Below are 14,744 nucleotides of genomic sequence, written 5' to 3' on the forward strand. Positions count from 1 at the left end.
CCACCAGCGGAGACGCCGCGTTTGTCGGTACCGGGGTGCACGATGGGGACATGCCGCACGACCCGGCCGCCCCGGCCCTCGACGCCTTCTCTCCCGCCACCCGCGCCTGGTTCTCGGGGGCCTTCACCGCGCCCACCGCCGCGCAGGCGGGCGCCTGGCGGGCGATCGGCGCGGGCTCGGACGTCCTGGTGGTCGCCCCGACCGGCTCGGGCAAGACGCTCGCCGCCTTTCTGGCCGCCCTGGACCGGCTGGCGAGCACGCCCCCGCCCGCCGAGGCGAAGAAGCGCTGCCGGGTGCTGTACATCTCACCCCTGAAGGCCCTCGCGGTGGACGTGGAGCGCAATCTCCGCAGCCCGCTCACCGGCATCCGGCACGAGGCCGTCCGGCTGGGGCTGCCGGAACCGGAGGTGCGGGTCGGCATCCGCTCCGGGGACACCCCGGCCGCCGAGCGCCGCTCGCTGGCCAACCGCCCGCCGGACATCCTCATCACCACCCCCGAGTCGCTCTTCCTGATGCTGACCTCCGCCGCGCGGGAAGCCCTGTCCGGCGTGGAGACGGTGATCCTCGACGAGGTGCACGCCGTCGCCGGCACCAAGCGCGGCGCCCATCTCGCGCTCTCCCTGGAGCGGCTGGACGAGCTGCTGCCCCGCCCCGCGCGCCGGATCGGCCTGTCCGCCACCGTCCGCCCGGTGGAGGAGGTGGCGCGCTATCTCTCGCCGCGGCGCCGGGTGGAGATCGTCCAGCCGGCCGCCGACAAGGAGTTCGACCTCTCGGTGGTCGTTCCCGTGGAGGATCTCGGTGAGCTGGGCGGTGCCCCGGCCCGGGACGCCGCGGAGGGCGGAGCGGCGGAGCGGCCGTCGATCTGGCCGCATGTCGAGGAGCGGATCGCCGATCTGGTCCAGGCCCACCGGTCCACGATCGTCTTCGTCAACTCCCGGCGGCTCGCGGAGCGGCTCTGCAACCGGCTCAACGAGATCGCCTACGAACGGGCCACGGGCGAGCCGGTGCCCGAGGACCACTCCCCCGCCGAACTGATGGGCGGCTCCGGTGCCGCCCGGGGCGCGCCTCCGGTGCTGGCCCGCGCGCACCACGGCTCGGTCTCCAAGGAGCAGCGGGCGCAGGTGGAGGAGGATCTCAAGGCGGGCCGGCTGCCCGCCGTCGTCGCCACCTCCAGTCTCGAACTGGGCATCGACATGGGCGCGGTGGACCTGGTCGTCCAGGTCGAGTCCCCGCCCTCGGTCGCCTCCGGGCTCCAGCGCGTCGGCCGGGCCGGGCACCAGGTGGGCGCGGTCTCCACCGGTGTGGTCTTCCCCAAGTACCGTGGCGACCTGGTCCAGTCGGCCGTGGTGACGGAACGGATGCGCTCGGGCGCCATCGAGGCGCTGCGCGTCCCGGCGAACCCGCTGGACGTGCTGGCCCAGCAGATCGTGGCCATGACGTCCATGGACGCCTGGGATGTCGAGGAGCTGCTGGCCGTGGTCCGGCGCGCCGCGCCCTTCGCCGCGCTCCCCGAGTCGGCCTACACCTCCGTCCTGGACATGCTCGCGGGCCGCTATCCGTCCGACGCCTTCGCCGAGTTGCGGCCCCGGCTGGTGTGGGACCGCGTCGCCGGGACGGTCAGCGGGCGGCCGGGCGCGCAGCGGCTCGCCGTGACCTCCGGCGGCACCATCCCGGACCGCGGCCTCTTCGGCGTCTTCCTCGCCGGCGCCGACCCGAAGACCGGGCGACGGGTGGGCGAACTCGACGAGGAGATGGTGTACGAGTCGCGGGTGGGTGATGTCTTCACCCTCGGCACCACCACCTGGCGCATCGAGGACATCACCCGCGACCGGGTCCTCGTCTCCCCCGCGCCGGGAGTGCCCGGGCGGCTGCCGTTCTGGAAGGGCGACCAGCTCGGCCGTCCGCTCGAACTCGGCCGGGCACTCGGCGCGTTCCTCCGCGAGATCGGCGCCATGGCCCCCGGGGAGGCCCGGTCGCGGCTCACCTCCGCCGGACTGGACGCGCTGGCGGCGGAGAACCTGCTGGCCTATCTGGAGGAACAGCGGAAGGCCTGCGGCCACGTCCCCGACGACCGCACGATCGTCGTGGAGCGCTTCCGCGACGAGCTGGGCGACTGGCGCGTCGTCGTGCACTCCCCTTTCGGCGCCCAGGTGCATGCCCCGTGGGCGCTGGCGCTCGGCGCCCGGCTGACGGAGCGCTTCGGCATGGACGCCCAGGTGATGCACGCCGACGACGGCATCGTGCTCCGGCTGCCCGACGCCGAGATGATGGGGCTCGGCCTGCTCGACATGGAGCCCGGCCCCGGGAGCGACGGCCCGGGCGGCGCACCGGCCTTCCCGGAGTGGTCCGATCCGGAGCAGCCGCCGGCCGGGGCGGCCGATGTCGTCTTCGACCGGGAGGACGTCAACCGGATCGTCACCGACCAGGTCGGCGGCTCGGCGCTGTTCGCCGCCCGCTTCCGCGAGTGCGCCGCCCGCGCCCTGCTGCTGCCCCGCCGCGACCCGGGCAAGCGCACCCCGCTCTGGCAGCAGCGCCAGCGAGCCTCCCAACTGCTGCAGGTGGCATCCGAGTTCGGTTCCTTCCCGATCGTGCTGGAGGCCGTCCGCGAGTGCCTTCAGGACGTCTTCGACGTCCCGGGCCTCACCGAACTCATGGGCGACATCGAGGCCCGCCGGGTCCGTCTCGTCGAGGTCACCACCCCCGAGCCCTCCCCCTTCGCCCGTTCCCTCCTCTTCGGCTATGTCGCGCAGTACCTCTACGAGGGCGACTCCCCGCTCGCCGAGCGCCGGGCCGCCGCGCTCTCCCTCGACTCCCGGCTGCTGGCCGAACTGCTGGGCCAGGCCGAGCTGCGCGAACTCCTCGACGCCGAGGTGCTGGAGAGCCTGGAGCGCGAGCTGCAGTGGCTGACGGAGGACCGCCGTGCCAAGGACCCGGAGAGCGTCGCCGATCTGCTCCGCCTCCTCGGCCCGGTCACCGGCGCCGAACTGGCCGAGCGCGGCGCCGAGCCCGGCTGGGCGGAGGAGCTGGCCGACGCCCGGCGCGCCATCCGGGTACGGATCGCCGGGACGGAGCACTGGGCTGCGGTGGAGGACGCGGGACGGCTCCGCGACGCCCTGGGCACGGCCCTGCCCGTCGGTGTGCCGGAGGCCTTCACGGAACCGGTGAAGGACCCGCTCGGCGACCTCCTCGCCCGTTACGCCCGGACCCACGGTCCGTTCACCTCCGCCGCGGCCGCGGAGCGCTTCGGTCTCGGCCCCGCCGTCACCGAGGGCGCCCTGCGGCGGCTCGCCGCCGACGGCCGCGTCGTCCAGGGCGAGTTCCACCCGGCGGGCGCCGGACAGGAGTGGTGCGACAGCGGGGTGCTGCGGCGGCTGCGCCGCCGTTCCCTGGCCGCGCTGCGCCGGGAACTGGAGCCGGTGCCGCCGTCCGCGCTCGGCTCCTTCCTGCCCCAGTGGCAGCAGGTGGGCACCCGCGGGCTGCGCGGTATCGACGGACTGGTGCGCGCCGTTGAGCAGTTGCAGGGCGCGCCCGTCCCCGCCTCCGCGCTGGAGAAGCTCGTCCTGCCCTCCCGGGTCGCCGGCTACGCCCCGGGGATGCTCGACGAACTGACGGCCGCCGGGGAGATCGTCTGGGCGGGCGCCGGGGCCCTGCCCGGCAAGGACGGCTGGCTGTCGCTGTACCTCGCCGACGTGGCGCCGCTCCTCCTCCCCGCCCCGCTGCCGTTCGACGGGGGCCCGCTCCACGAGGCCGTCCTCCAGGCCCTGTCCGGGGGGTACGGACTCTTCTTCCGCCAGCTCGCCGACCGGGTGCGGTCGGCCGGCCACTCCGACGCGACGGACGCCCAACTGGCCGACGCCGTCTGGGATCTCGCCTGGTCCGGCCGGCTCACCAACGACACCCTCGCGCCGCTGCGCTCGCTGCTCGGTTCCGGCCGCACCGCAGGCGCCACCGCCCACCGCGCCCGACGCCCGGTCCCCCGCGGCCGGTACGGCGCCTTCCCCGGCCGCACCGGCCGGCCGGCCTCGCCGGGCGGCCCGCCGACCGTCGCCGGCCGGTGGTCGCTGCTGCCGGAGCCGGAGCACGACCCCACCCACCGGGCCCACGCCCTCGCGCAGACGCTGCTGGACCGGCACGGCGTGGTCACCCGTGGTGCGGTCGCCGCCGAGGGCGTCGAGGGTGGCTTCTCCGCGGCCTACCGCGTGCTGGCCGCCTTCGAGGACACCGGCAAGGCGCGGCGCGGCTATGTGGTCGAAGGGCTGGGGGCCGCGCAGTTCGCCATGGACGGCGCGGTGGACCGGCTCCGTGCCATCGCCACGGCACGGGAACGGGACGCCGCGGAGAGCCCGGCCTTCCCGGGCGCCCCCGCGGACCGCGGGGACATCCCGGGCAGCCGGGGCAGGGCCGTTCTGCTGGCGGCCGCCGACCCGGCCAACGCCTACGGTGCCGCCCTGCCCTGGCCCGAACCGCCCGACGGCGCCGGCCACCGTCCGGGCCGGAAGGCCGGAGCCCTGGTGGTGCTGGTCGACGGGCGGCTGGTGCTCTATGTGGAGCGCGGGGGCAAGACGCTGCTCGCCTGGTCCGGCGAGGGGGCCGGTGGTGAGGAGGGCGACGCCCGGCTCCATCTGGCGGCGGAGACCCTGGCGGAAGCGGCCGGGCGGGGCGCGCTGGGCACCGTCACCGTGGAGCGGGCCAACGGCGTCCCGGCTCTCGGCTCACCCGTCGGCCGGGTCCTGGAGACGGCGGGCTTCCACGCCTCCCCGCGCGGTCTGCGGCTCCGACCCCGCTGAGGGCGGCGGTCCGGCTCCCCGGACGGGTGCGCCGAGCCCCGCCGGCCCGGGGCATCATGGCGGTATGCCCGAAGGAGACACCGTCTGGCGGACGGCCCGGCGCCTGCACGAGGCCCTGGCCGGTGACAGGCTCGTCCGCTGCGACCTCCGGGTGCCGAAGCTCGCCACCACCGATCTCTCCGGCCGCCGTGTGCTGGAGGTCGTGCCGCGCGGAAAGCATCTGCTGAGCCGGTTCGAAGGCGGCCTGACGCTCCACTCCCATCTGCGGATGGACGGAGCCTGGCGGGTCTTCGCCGCCGGGGAGCGGCCGCGCGGCGGTCCGGAGCACGAGATCCGCGCGATCCTCGGCACGGCGGCCCGGACGGCCGTCGGCTACCGGCTGCCGGTCCTGGACCTGCTCCGCACCAGCGACGAGGACACCGTGGTGGGCCATCTCGGCCCGGACCCGCTCGGCCCCGGCTGGGATCCGGAGGAGGCCCGCCGGAGGCTGCTCGCCGACCCGGCCCGGCCGCTCGGCGAGGCCCTGCTCGACCAGCGCAATCTCGCCGGTCTCGGCAATGTCTACAAGTCGGAGCTGTGCTTCATGCTCCGCCTCTCCCCCTGGCTGCCGATCGGGGAGGTCCCGTCGCCCGCCCGTCTGATCGCGCTCGCCGCGAAGCTCCTGGACCTCAACAAGGCCCGTGTCTCCCGTGTCACCACGGCGGATCCGCGCCGGGACCGGCAGCTGTGGGTGTACGGACGAGCGGGCAGGCCCTGCCTGCGCTGCGGCACCCCAGTCCGTATCGCCGGCCAGGGCGAGCCGGAAAGGGAACGGGACACCTACTGGTGCCCGCGCTGCCAGCCCGGTCCGTATCCGTGACCGTCCCGCGTCCGCGGTGCCCGTTCACCCCCGCGTCTCCCCCGAGCGGCGTTCCCGCCTCCCGCGACGGCCCCGACCCGCGCGGCGCGGCGGCCGCCGTCCTCCGCCGCTCCCGCTCCCGGCGGGGCGCAGTGGACCGGCAGCAGCCCGAGGCCCCAGCCGCCCGCCGCGACCGCCGCCTCGACGGCTCCGGCGCGGGCCGGCGAGAGCGCCAGGCGGAGCACCGCCCACCACCACACTCCGGCCACCGCCAGGGCCAGCGTCCAGCGCACGGCGGCGGGGAGGGCGCGCACCGCGCCGGATATCGCGCCGGGTATCGCGCCCGGCCGGGCACGTACGGCGCCGGGTATCGCACCCGGCGCGCCTATCCAGGGCTCTCGCAGCACGGTGACCGCCTCCTCCGGCCGACGGGTACGGACGGCACCGCCCCGCCGTCCGGCGGCGGAGCGGGCAACCGGAAGCCGGTCAGGCTCCCAGGCCCTCCGCGTCCTCGGCCTGGAACATCCAGCGGTGCTTCTCCAGCTCGCCGGTCACCGCGATGATCATGTCCTGGGTGACGGGGTCCGGCTTGTCCGTGGCCTCGACCCGCTCCCGCATCCGCGTGATGACGGAGCCGAGCGCCTCCACGAGCGTCTGGACCGCGTCGGTGTCCCTGATCCAGGTCTCCTTAACGGTGTCGAGACCGCTGGTCTTGGCCACGGTCTCGGCCCGGCCGTCCGGGGAGATGCCCAGGGCGGCGGCCCGCTCGGCCATGATGTCCGCGTGCTCCCGAGCGGTGTCCACGACCTCGTCGAGCTGGAGGTGTACGGAGCGGAACCGGGGACCCACCACGTTCCAGTGCACCTGCTTGGCCACCAGCGAGAGATCGACCAGATCCACCAGAGCGCCCTGGAGAGCATCCGCGACCACGCGGCGGTCACCCTCGTCGGCCAGCGGGCTCTTGACGACAGACATGTGATTCCTCCTGCTTCGTCCGATCAACCCTTCTCCACCATCGCATACCCCCCGGGCCGGAGGCATGTGCGGGAAGCCCGCCGCTGTCAAGTGACGCGAGTCACATCCGGGGCACATGGAGTCACGGGCACCGCCGGAAACGCCGCAAGCCCCGGACGGCGGACCGTACGGGGCTTGCGGAAAGGGGGCCGGCTGCGTCGTCAGGCAGCGACGACGTCGACGGCCTCCGTCGGCGCCTTGATCGTTACGCGCTCCTCCGGAACGCCCGTCACGGACGTCACCGAAACCGAATTGAGCATCGGCCGCATCGGCGCCGGCACGGTCTCGTCCGCCGCCGACTGCGCCAGCTCGGCCAGCGACAGTTCGTCGCTCACCTCACGCATGACCTGCGACATTCGCACGTCCAGCGCATCGCAGATGGCGGAGAGCAGTTCGGAGGAAGCCTCCTTCTGCCCCCGCTCGACCTCTGAGAGATAGCCGAGGGAGACCCGCGCCGACGAGGAGACCTCGCGCAGGGTTCGGCCCTGGCGCTGGCGCTGCCGACGCAGCACGTCACCCAGCAGGCGACGGAGCAGAATCATCGGTGGCTCCCTCCTCGGACCTCGGATCCGGATCCTTCTCGCCCCACCGTACCGCCTCGGACGGCAGCCGTGCGGGGAGCGATGACGTGTTCACTCAGGGCTGCAAACATCAATTCCCCCCGCGGTGTTCCCTATTCTGTGCCCGCGCATTTCCGGCCAGTTCTTCCCGCAACATCCCGAGGACTCCCCGGACGCTCTCCCGGCGGATCCCCGAGCGGTCCCCGGCCGCTCGCAGCAGCCGGGCCCGGACGCTCCCGCCGGGGCCGGCCACCGCGACGTACACCGTGCCGACCGGCTGCCCGTCCTGCGGATCGGGCCCGGCGACGCCGGTGGTCGCGATCCCCCAGTCGGCGCCCAGCAGCCGCCGTACGCCCCCGGCCATCTGCCGGGCGACCTCCGGGTCCACCGCGCCGCGCTCGGCCAGCAGAGCCCCGTCCACGCCCAGCACGGTGTGCTTGAGCTCGGTCGCATAAGCGGTCACCGCCCCCCTGAGGACCCGTGAGGCCCCCGGTACTCCGGTCAGCTCGGCTGCCACGAGGCCGCCCGTGAGCGACTCCGCCACGGCCAGCGTCTCCCCGCGCGCTGCCATCGATTCCAGTACGTCGGCGGCAGCGGTGGCGTTCACCGGCCCGCGCCCCCGGCCGCCGCCCGTGCGGCGGCGTCCTTGCGCTCCCGCGCCAGCCCGGCGCGGCGCAGGACGACGGCCTGCCGCACGTAGTCGAGCCCGGTCACGACGGTGAGCAGCACGGCCACCGCCATCATCCAGAAGCGGAGCGTGGCGAGCGGCCCGGTGAGCACGAGGACGTACATCCCCACCGCGGTGCCCTGGGCCAGGGTCTTCAGCTTGCCGCCCCGGCTGGCCGGGATGACGCCGTGCCGGATCACCCAGAACCGCAGGACCGTGATGCCGAGCTCGCGGAAGAGGATCAGACCGGTCACCCACCAGGGAAGGTCCGAGAGGGCGGACAGGCAGATCAGCGCCGCACCCATGATCGCCTTGTCGGCTATCGGGTCGGCGATCTTGCCGAAATCGGTGACGAGGTTGTACCGCCGGGCCAGCTGGCCGTCGAAGAGGTCGGTGATCATGGCGACGGCGAACGCCGCCCAGGCGAAGGAGCGCCAGACCGGGTCGTAGCCGCCGTTGTGCAGCAGGAGGAGGACGAAACCGGGGACGAGGAGCAGCCGCACCATGGTCAGGACGTTGGCGATGTTCCAGAGCCCGGCCTGGCGCACGGCCACCGCCGTCGCGCCCGCCGCCACTCCGGTCCGGGCCTGGGCCCGCCCCTGACCGCCCGCCGCGGAGGCGGGTACTCCGGTCATGTGCCCGCCTCCTCGGTACAGCGTGCCCCGCCGGACGGCGTCTCCCCGCCGAGAGCGGGGGACGGCTCGGCGACGAGGTCCACGCCCTCGGTCGCCACCACCTTCGCTTCGACCATACGTCCGGGCGCGAGCCCGCGGGAGTCCGTGAGGAGGATCTGGCCGTCGGTCTCCGGCGCCTGGTGCGCGGCGCGGCCGACCGCCCCCTCCTCGCCGTCCACGGACTCGACGAGGACGTGCACCGTCTCGCCGAGCCGCTCCTCGGCGCGCTGCGCCGTCAGCTCCTCCGCGAGCCGGGAGATGTGCGCCAGGCGTTCGCCGATGGTGTCCTCGTCCAGCTTGCCCGGGTAGGTCACCGCCTCGGTCCCCTCCTCGTCGGAGTACCCGAAGACGCCGATGGCGTCCAGCCGGGCCTCGGTGAGGAAGCGCTCCAGCTCGGCGAGGTCCGCCTCGGTCTCGCCGGGGAAGCCGACGATGAAGTTGGACCGCGCGCCGGCCTGCGGGGCCCGGGAGCGGATCGTGCCGAGCAGTTCCAGGAAGCGGTCGGTGTCCCCGAAGCGGCGCATCGCGCGCAGCACGCCGGGCGCCGAGTGCTGGAAGGACAGGTCGAAGTAGGGGGCCACCTTCGGAGTGGAGGTGAGGACGTCGATCAGGCCGGGACGCATCTCGGCGGGCTGCAGATAGCTGACCCGGATCCGCTCGATGCCGTCGACCTCCGCGAGCTCCGGCAGCAGCGTCTCCAGCAGCCGGATGTCGCCCAGGTCCTTGCCGTAGGAGGTGTTGTTCTCGGAGACCAGCATGACCTCCTTGACCCCCTGTCCGGCGAGCCAGCGGGTCTCCCCCAGCACATCCGCGGGACGGCGGGAGATGAAGGAGCCGCGAAAGGCGGGGATGGCGCAGAACGAGCAGCGCCGGTCGCAGCCGGAGGCCAGCTTGACGGACGCGACGGGGCTGTCGTCCAGGCGGCGGCGGAGCGGTGCGCGCGGCCCGGAGGCGGGCGCGACCCCCGCGGGCAGATCCTCCGCCGCGGGTGCCGGGGCCGCTCCGTGGCCGGGCAGCGCCACCTCGGCGCTCTGCCGCTCGGCGGGGCTGATGGGCAGCAGCTTCCGGCGGTCCCGTGGGGTGTGCGAGGCGTGGACGCCGCCGGCGAGGATGGTCTGCAGGCGGTCGGAGATGTCGGCGTAGTCGTCGAAGCCGAGGACGCCGTCGGCCTCGGGCAGCGCCGCGGCGAGCTCCTTGCCGTACCGCTCGGCCATGCAGCCCACGGCGACGACGGCCTGCGTGCGGGCACCGCCCCCGGGGGCCTCCGCCTTGAGGTCGTTGGCCTCCAGCAGGGCGTCCACGGAGTCCTTCTTGGCGGCCTCGACGAAGCCGCAGGTGTTGACCACGGCGACATCCGCGTCGGCGGCCTCCGCGACGAGCTCCCAGCCGTCCGCCGCCAGACGGCCTGCGAGCTCCTCCGAGTCCACCTCGTTGCGAGCGCAGCCTAGGGTGACAAGTGCGACGGTACGGCGTTCGGGCATGTGCCCAGCCTACTTTGTCCCGCGGACAGCCCTGCCGCAGGTCCCCGCCCCCCGGCGGCCGCTCCCCGCGGACCGCCGGCCGCCGCGCCGCTGCCGGGGTTCAGCCGGCCTGCGGGTCGCCCTTGGTGTACGTGAGGCGCTGGACCTCCCCGGGCGCGAACTCGTCCTTGACCTCCTTGCCGTTGACGTAGAGCTGCACGGCACCGGCGTTGCCGAGGATCAGGTCGATCCGCTCCTTGTCGGTGAAGGTCTTGGAGGCACCTTCCTTGATCACACCCTGGTGCAGCACCTTGCCGTTGTGGTTCTTCGCCAGGATCCAGCTGGAGCCTTCCGCGGCGGTCAGCTTGACGGTCACTTTGTCCGCGGGCGCGGCGGCGATGGCGCTGTCGGTGGGTTCCGGTTTCGGGTCGGCGGGCTTGCCGCCCCCGGGCTTCGCGGGCGAGGACTCGGGGGTGTTGCCGGCGACGGGCGTACCGCCGTTCTCGTCGTCACCGCTGAAGAGGGTGAATCCCACGAAGCCGACGACGGCGACGATGGCGGCGACCATGGCGGCCGTCCAGTTGGGCCGGGCGGGCTCGGGGCGGATGCGTTCCGCTTCGAAGAGCGGAGCGGCCGGGGTCGGCTGGGGCCGCCCGCCGTGCTCGGCGTCGTACTGCTCGACGAGGACGGCGGCGTCCACCCCGACGGCGCGGGCCAGGGCGCGGATGTGGCCGCGCGCGTAGACGTCGCCGCCGCAGCGGGAGAAGTCGTCCTGCTCGATCGCATGGATGATCGGGTTGCGCACGCGCGTGACCGTACTGACCTGGTCGACGGTCAGTCCGGCGTCGATGCGGGCCTGCTGGAGCGCGCGCCCGACGGAAGGCCGGTCGTCTGCGGGGGAGTTACCCAAGGACACGGGGGAGGCCTTTCGAGCGTGTAGCCACCTGCTGGAAGTTCAGTCTACGGGGGGTACGAGAGGGCCGGGCAACCGGGAGGGCCGGGTTTGTACGCCATCGGACGGGCGGGCCCCTCCGATGATCCACACATACCCCTGTCGTCTCATCCCATGTGACGCCGCACCAGGCGAAACGGTTGCCCCGCGCCACCCTTACGAAGGATTCTCCCCACGAATCGTGGCCAGCACTCCGTCCAATTCATCCGCCTTCACCAGGACATCCCGTGCTTTGGAACCCTCACTGGGTCCCACCACACCGCGGGACTCCATGAGGTCCATCAGCCGGCCCGCCTTCGCGAAGCCCACCCGCAGCTTGCGCTGGAGCATCGAGGTGGAGCCGAACTGGGTGGAGACCACCAGCTCCGCCGCCTGGCACAGCAGATCGAGATCGTCGCCGATCTCCTCGTCGATCTCCTTCTTCTTCGAGGTGCCGACCGTGACGTCGTCCCGGAAGACCGGCGCCATCTGCTGCTTGCAGTGCCCGACGACGGCCCGGATCTCCTCCTCGGTGACGAAGGCGCCCTGCATCCGGGTCGGCTTCCCCGCGCCCATCGGCAGGAACAGCCCGTCGCCCTTGCCGATCAGCTTGTCCGCCCCGGGCTGGTCCAGGATGACCCGGCTGTCGGCGAGGGATGACGTGGCGAAGGCCAGCCGCGACGGGACGTTGGCCTTGATCAGACCGGTGACGACGTCCACACTGGGCCGCTGGGTGGCCAGCACCAGGTGGATTCCGGCGGCCCGCGCGAGCTGGGTGATCCGCACGATCGCGTCCTCGACGTCGCGCGGCGCGACCATCATCAGGTCCGCCAGCTCGTCCACGATCACCAGCAGGTACGGATACGGCTGGAGCTCGCGCTCGCTGTCCTCGGGAGCCTTCGCCTTGCCGCTGCGCACCGCGGCGTTGAAGTCGTCGATGTGGCGGTAGCCGTACGCCGCCAGATCGTCGTAGCGCAGGTCCATCTCCCGGACGACCCACTGGAGGGCCTCGGCGGCCCGCTTGGGGTTGGTGATGATCGGCGTGATCAGGTGCGGGATGCCCTCGTACGCGGTCAGCTCCACGCGCTTGGGGTCGACCAGCACCATCCGCACGTCCTCCGGCGTGGCCCGGACCATGATCGACGTGATCAGGCAGTTGATGCAGGAGGACTTGCCGGAGCCGGTGGCGCCGGCCACCAGGATGTGCGGCATCTTCGTGAGGTTGGCCATCACATAGCCGCCCTCGACGTCCTTGCCCAGCGCCACCAGCATGGGGTGCTCGTCGCCCGCGGCGTCGGCGAGCCGCAGGACGTCGCCGATGTTGACCATCTCCCGGTCCGTGTTCGGGATCTCGATGCCGACCGCGGACTTGCCGGGGATGGGGCTGATGATCCGGACGTCGGGGCTCGCCACGGCATAGGCGATGTTCTTGGCGAGCGCGGTGATCCGCTCAACCTTGACCGCCGGGCCGAGTTCGACCTCGTAACGGGTGACCGTCGGTCCGCGGGTGAAGCCGGTGACGGCGGCATCCACCTTGAACTCCGTGAAAACGGTCGTCAGCGAGGCCACCACGGCGTCGTTCGCGGCGCTCCGCGTCTTGCCCGGCCCGCCGCGCTCCAGCAGGTCGAGGGAGGGCAGCGCGTAGGTGATGTCCCCGGAGAGCTGGAGCTGCTCGGCGCGCGCGGGCAGCGGTTCGGCGGCCTCGGGGGCCCTGCGTGTCAGGTCCGGTACGGCGTCGGGCCCGTCCTGCCCGGCGGCCGCCCCCTTCCGCGCCCGCCCGGCCGCGGGGGCGGCGGACACCGCGGCGGTCTCCTCCGCCTCCCGGGCTCCCGGCACCTCGGCCGTGCGGTCGGCCGAGACGCCGTGGCTCAGCCCGGCGACCACCGGCGAGGGCTGCACTCCGTGCAGCACCGCACCGTCCACCGAGGCTGCCCCGGCGGCCGCCGCGTCAACGGCCTGCGACGACCGTCCGGCGGGCTCCGCTCCGCGGGAGCGGCGGGACTTCCGGCGCCGCGAGAGCGCCTCCTCCTCGGCACTGTCCGGATCGGCGGCCGCCGCGCCCGCCCGGGAGGAGCCGCGGCGCGGCTTGCGGTCGAGCGTCCTGCGCCACTCCTGCTCGTACGCCACGTCGTCGGGCGCCGTGGCCACGCCTCCGGCCGCGGCGGCCTCCAGGATGCCCAGCCGCACGCCGAGCAGCCGCAGCCGCTGCGGGATGGCGTTGACGGGGGTGGCCGTGACGACCAGCAGCCCGAAGACCGTGACCAGCACCAGCAGCGGTACGGCGAGCACCTCGCCGACCGTGAAGACCAGCGGCTTGGAGGCGGCCCAGCCGATCAGCCCGCCGGCGTCCTGGATGGCCTCGGCCCCCTCGCCGCGCCCGGGAGAGCCGCACGCCATGTGGACCTGCCCCAGCACACCGACGACGAGGGCGGAGAGGCCGATCACGATGCGGCCGTTGGCCTCCGGCTTCTCCGGGTGGCGGATGAGCCGTACGGCGACGGTGCCCAGCAGCAGCGGCGCCAGCAGATCCAGCCGCCCGAAGGCTCCGGTGACCAACAGCTCGACCAGGTCGCCGACCGGGCCTTCGAGACTGGACCAGGTGCCGGCCGCCACGACGAGTGCGAGGCCCAGCAGCAGCAGCGCCAGCCCGTCCTTGCGGTGTGCCGGGTCGAGGTTCCTGGCGCCGCGCCCGAGGGAGCGGAACAGCGCGCCGACCGTGTGGGCGAGTCCGAGCCACAGCGCCCGCACCAGGCGGTAGACGCCTCCGGTCGGGGACGGCGCGGGCTTGGCCGCCGCCTTCTTGGCGGGGGCTCGCTTCGCCGGTGCCTTCTTCGCGGGGGCCTTCCTGGCGGCGCCCGCGGCACGGCCACCGCGTGCCTGAGAGGTACCCCCTGTGCCCTGGGAACCCTTGCCGGACGTACGTGAGGCCATGGGGCGAGGTTACCGGTGCCGGGCGGACGGTACACGCGTGGCCACCGGTTGACCCGTTCGTGTCGCGTTCCCCGGCCCGGCGGTGACGGGGCGTCAAGCCGGCTCAGCCCTGCGGTGGAACCGTCCCGGTACCGCCGGTGCCCGGCTCCAGGGCGTCCAGCGCCCGCCGCAGACCGGTGAGTTTGCGTTCCAGATGGGCCGCCGTGGCCACGGCGGCCGCGTCCGCCGAGTCGTCGAGCTGCTTCGACAGGGCCTCCGCCTGCTCCTCCACCGCGGCCAGCCGCGCCGAGAGCTCGGCGAGCAGCCCGGCCGGTTCCCCGGACACGCCGGGCTCGGGACGGCTCCCCTCCAGCTGCGCCCTCAACAGGGCGGCCTGCTCGCGCAGTTGGCAGTTCTTCATGTAGAGCTCGACGAACACCGACACCTTCGCCCGCAGGACCCACGGGTCGAAGGGCTTGGAGATGTAGTCCACCGCGCCCGCCGCGTAGCCGCGGAAGGTGTGGTGGGGGCCGTGATTGATGGCCGTCAGAAAAATGATCGGGATGTCGCGGGTCCGCTCCCGCCGCTTGATGTGCGCCGCGGTCTCGAAACCGTCCATGCCCGGCATCTGGACGTCCAGCAGGATGACCGCGAAGTCGTCCGTCAGCAGCGCCTTGAGCGCTTCCTCCCCTGACGATGCCCGTACCAGTGTCTGATCGAGCGCGGAGAGAATGGCCTCCAGCGCCAGCAGATTCTCCGGCCGGTCATCGACCAGGAGGATCTTGGCCTTCTGCACCATGGCCCGTCCTCCTCGCCCCGGCGCGGGGCCTCCCCTGCTCGATGAGCGCGGGGAAGCACCGGAGGCCGCCCCAGGGGACGACTCCCTTGCGCCGCCCGTCCTTG

General features: G+C 73.7%; 11 protein-coding genes. 2 read left to right on the top strand and 9 right to left on the bottom strand.

The features are described 5' to 3' along the window. Positions 1 to 50 precede the first annotated feature (50 nt). On the top strand, positions 51 to 4,787 hold the full coding sequence (locus E4N63_RS08300) for a DEAD/DEAH box helicase (RefSeq protein ID WP_230240340.1): 4,737 nt from the start codon (positions 51 to 53) through the stop codon (positions 4,785 to 4,787). Between the two features lie 64 nt (positions 4,788 to 4,851). Then, complete coding sequence (locus E4N63_RS08305) at positions 4,852 to 5,646, top strand: Fpg/Nei family DNA glycosylase (protein WP_125623536.1); 795 nt, start codon at positions 4,852 to 4,854, stop codon at positions 5,644 to 5,646. Here E4N63_RS08305 and E4N63_RS08310 read toward each other — a convergent pair. The 9 genes from E4N63_RS08310 to E4N63_RS08350 form a co-directional block, all read right to left on the bottom strand. Then, positions 5,607 to 6,032, bottom strand: a complete 426-nt coding sequence (locus E4N63_RS08310) for a hypothetical protein (protein WP_374112714.1) — start codon at positions 6,030 to 6,032, stop codon at positions 5,607 to 5,609. The genes E4N63_RS08305 and E4N63_RS08310 overlap by 40 nt on opposite strands. Positions 6,033 to 6,111: 79 nt before the next feature. Beyond that, positions 6,112 to 6,600 (bottom strand): Dps family protein, encoded by a 489-nt coding sequence (locus E4N63_RS08315; RefSeq protein ID WP_019709744.1) that lies wholly within the window; start codon positions 6,598 to 6,600, stop codon positions 6,112 to 6,114. 200 nt (positions 6,601 to 6,800) lie between these two features. Next, on the bottom strand, positions 6,801 to 7,181 hold the full coding sequence (locus tag E4N63_RS08320) for a helix-turn-helix domain-containing protein (RefSeq protein ID WP_019709745.1): 381 nt from the start codon (positions 7,179 to 7,181) through the stop codon (positions 6,801 to 6,803). A gap of 109 nt (positions 7,182 to 7,290) precedes the next feature. Then, positions 7,291 to 7,770: a CinA family protein gene (locus E4N63_RS08325; protein ID WP_230242406.1), complete on the bottom strand. Its 480-nt coding sequence runs from the start codon at positions 7,768 to 7,770 to the stop codon at positions 7,291 to 7,293. 32 nt (positions 7,771 to 7,802) lie between these two features. Continuing rightward, positions 7,803 to 8,501, bottom strand: coding sequence for a CDP-diacylglycerol--glycerol-3-phosphate 3-phosphatidyltransferase (pgsA, locus tag E4N63_RS08330; protein WP_230240341.1), 699 nt, complete (start codon positions 8,499 to 8,501; stop codon positions 7,803 to 7,805). Further along, complete coding sequence (rimO, locus tag E4N63_RS08335; protein WP_125623539.1) at positions 8,498 to 10,021, bottom strand: 30S ribosomal protein S12 methylthiotransferase RimO; 1,524 nt, start codon at positions 10,019 to 10,021, stop codon at positions 8,498 to 8,500. The genes pgsA and rimO overlap by 4 nt, the downstream gene beginning before the upstream one ends. A 100-nt stretch (positions 10,022 to 10,121) precedes the next feature. After that, positions 10,122 to 10,916, bottom strand: coding sequence for a helix-turn-helix domain-containing protein (locus E4N63_RS08340; protein WP_125623540.1), 795 nt, complete (start codon positions 10,914 to 10,916; stop codon positions 10,122 to 10,124). Between the two features lie 192 nt (positions 10,917 to 11,108). Further along, positions 11,109 to 13,862: a DNA translocase FtsK gene (locus tag E4N63_RS08345; protein ID WP_230240342.1), complete on the bottom strand. Its 2,754-nt coding sequence runs from the start codon at positions 13,860 to 13,862 to the stop codon at positions 11,109 to 11,111. Between the two features lie 103 nt (positions 13,863 to 13,965). Beyond that, positions 13,966 to 14,640: a two-component system response regulator gene (locus E4N63_RS08350; RefSeq protein WP_019709751.1), complete on the bottom strand. Its 675-nt coding sequence runs from the start codon at positions 14,638 to 14,640 to the stop codon at positions 13,966 to 13,968. Between the last annotated feature and the right edge of the window lie 104 nt (positions 14,641 to 14,744).

The organism is Streptomyces sp. MNU89 (assembly GCF_020982505.1).
In the GTDB taxonomy this organism is placed as follows: Bacteria; Actinomycetota; Actinomycetes; order Streptomycetales; family Streptomycetaceae; genus Streptomyces; species Streptomyces xinghaiensis.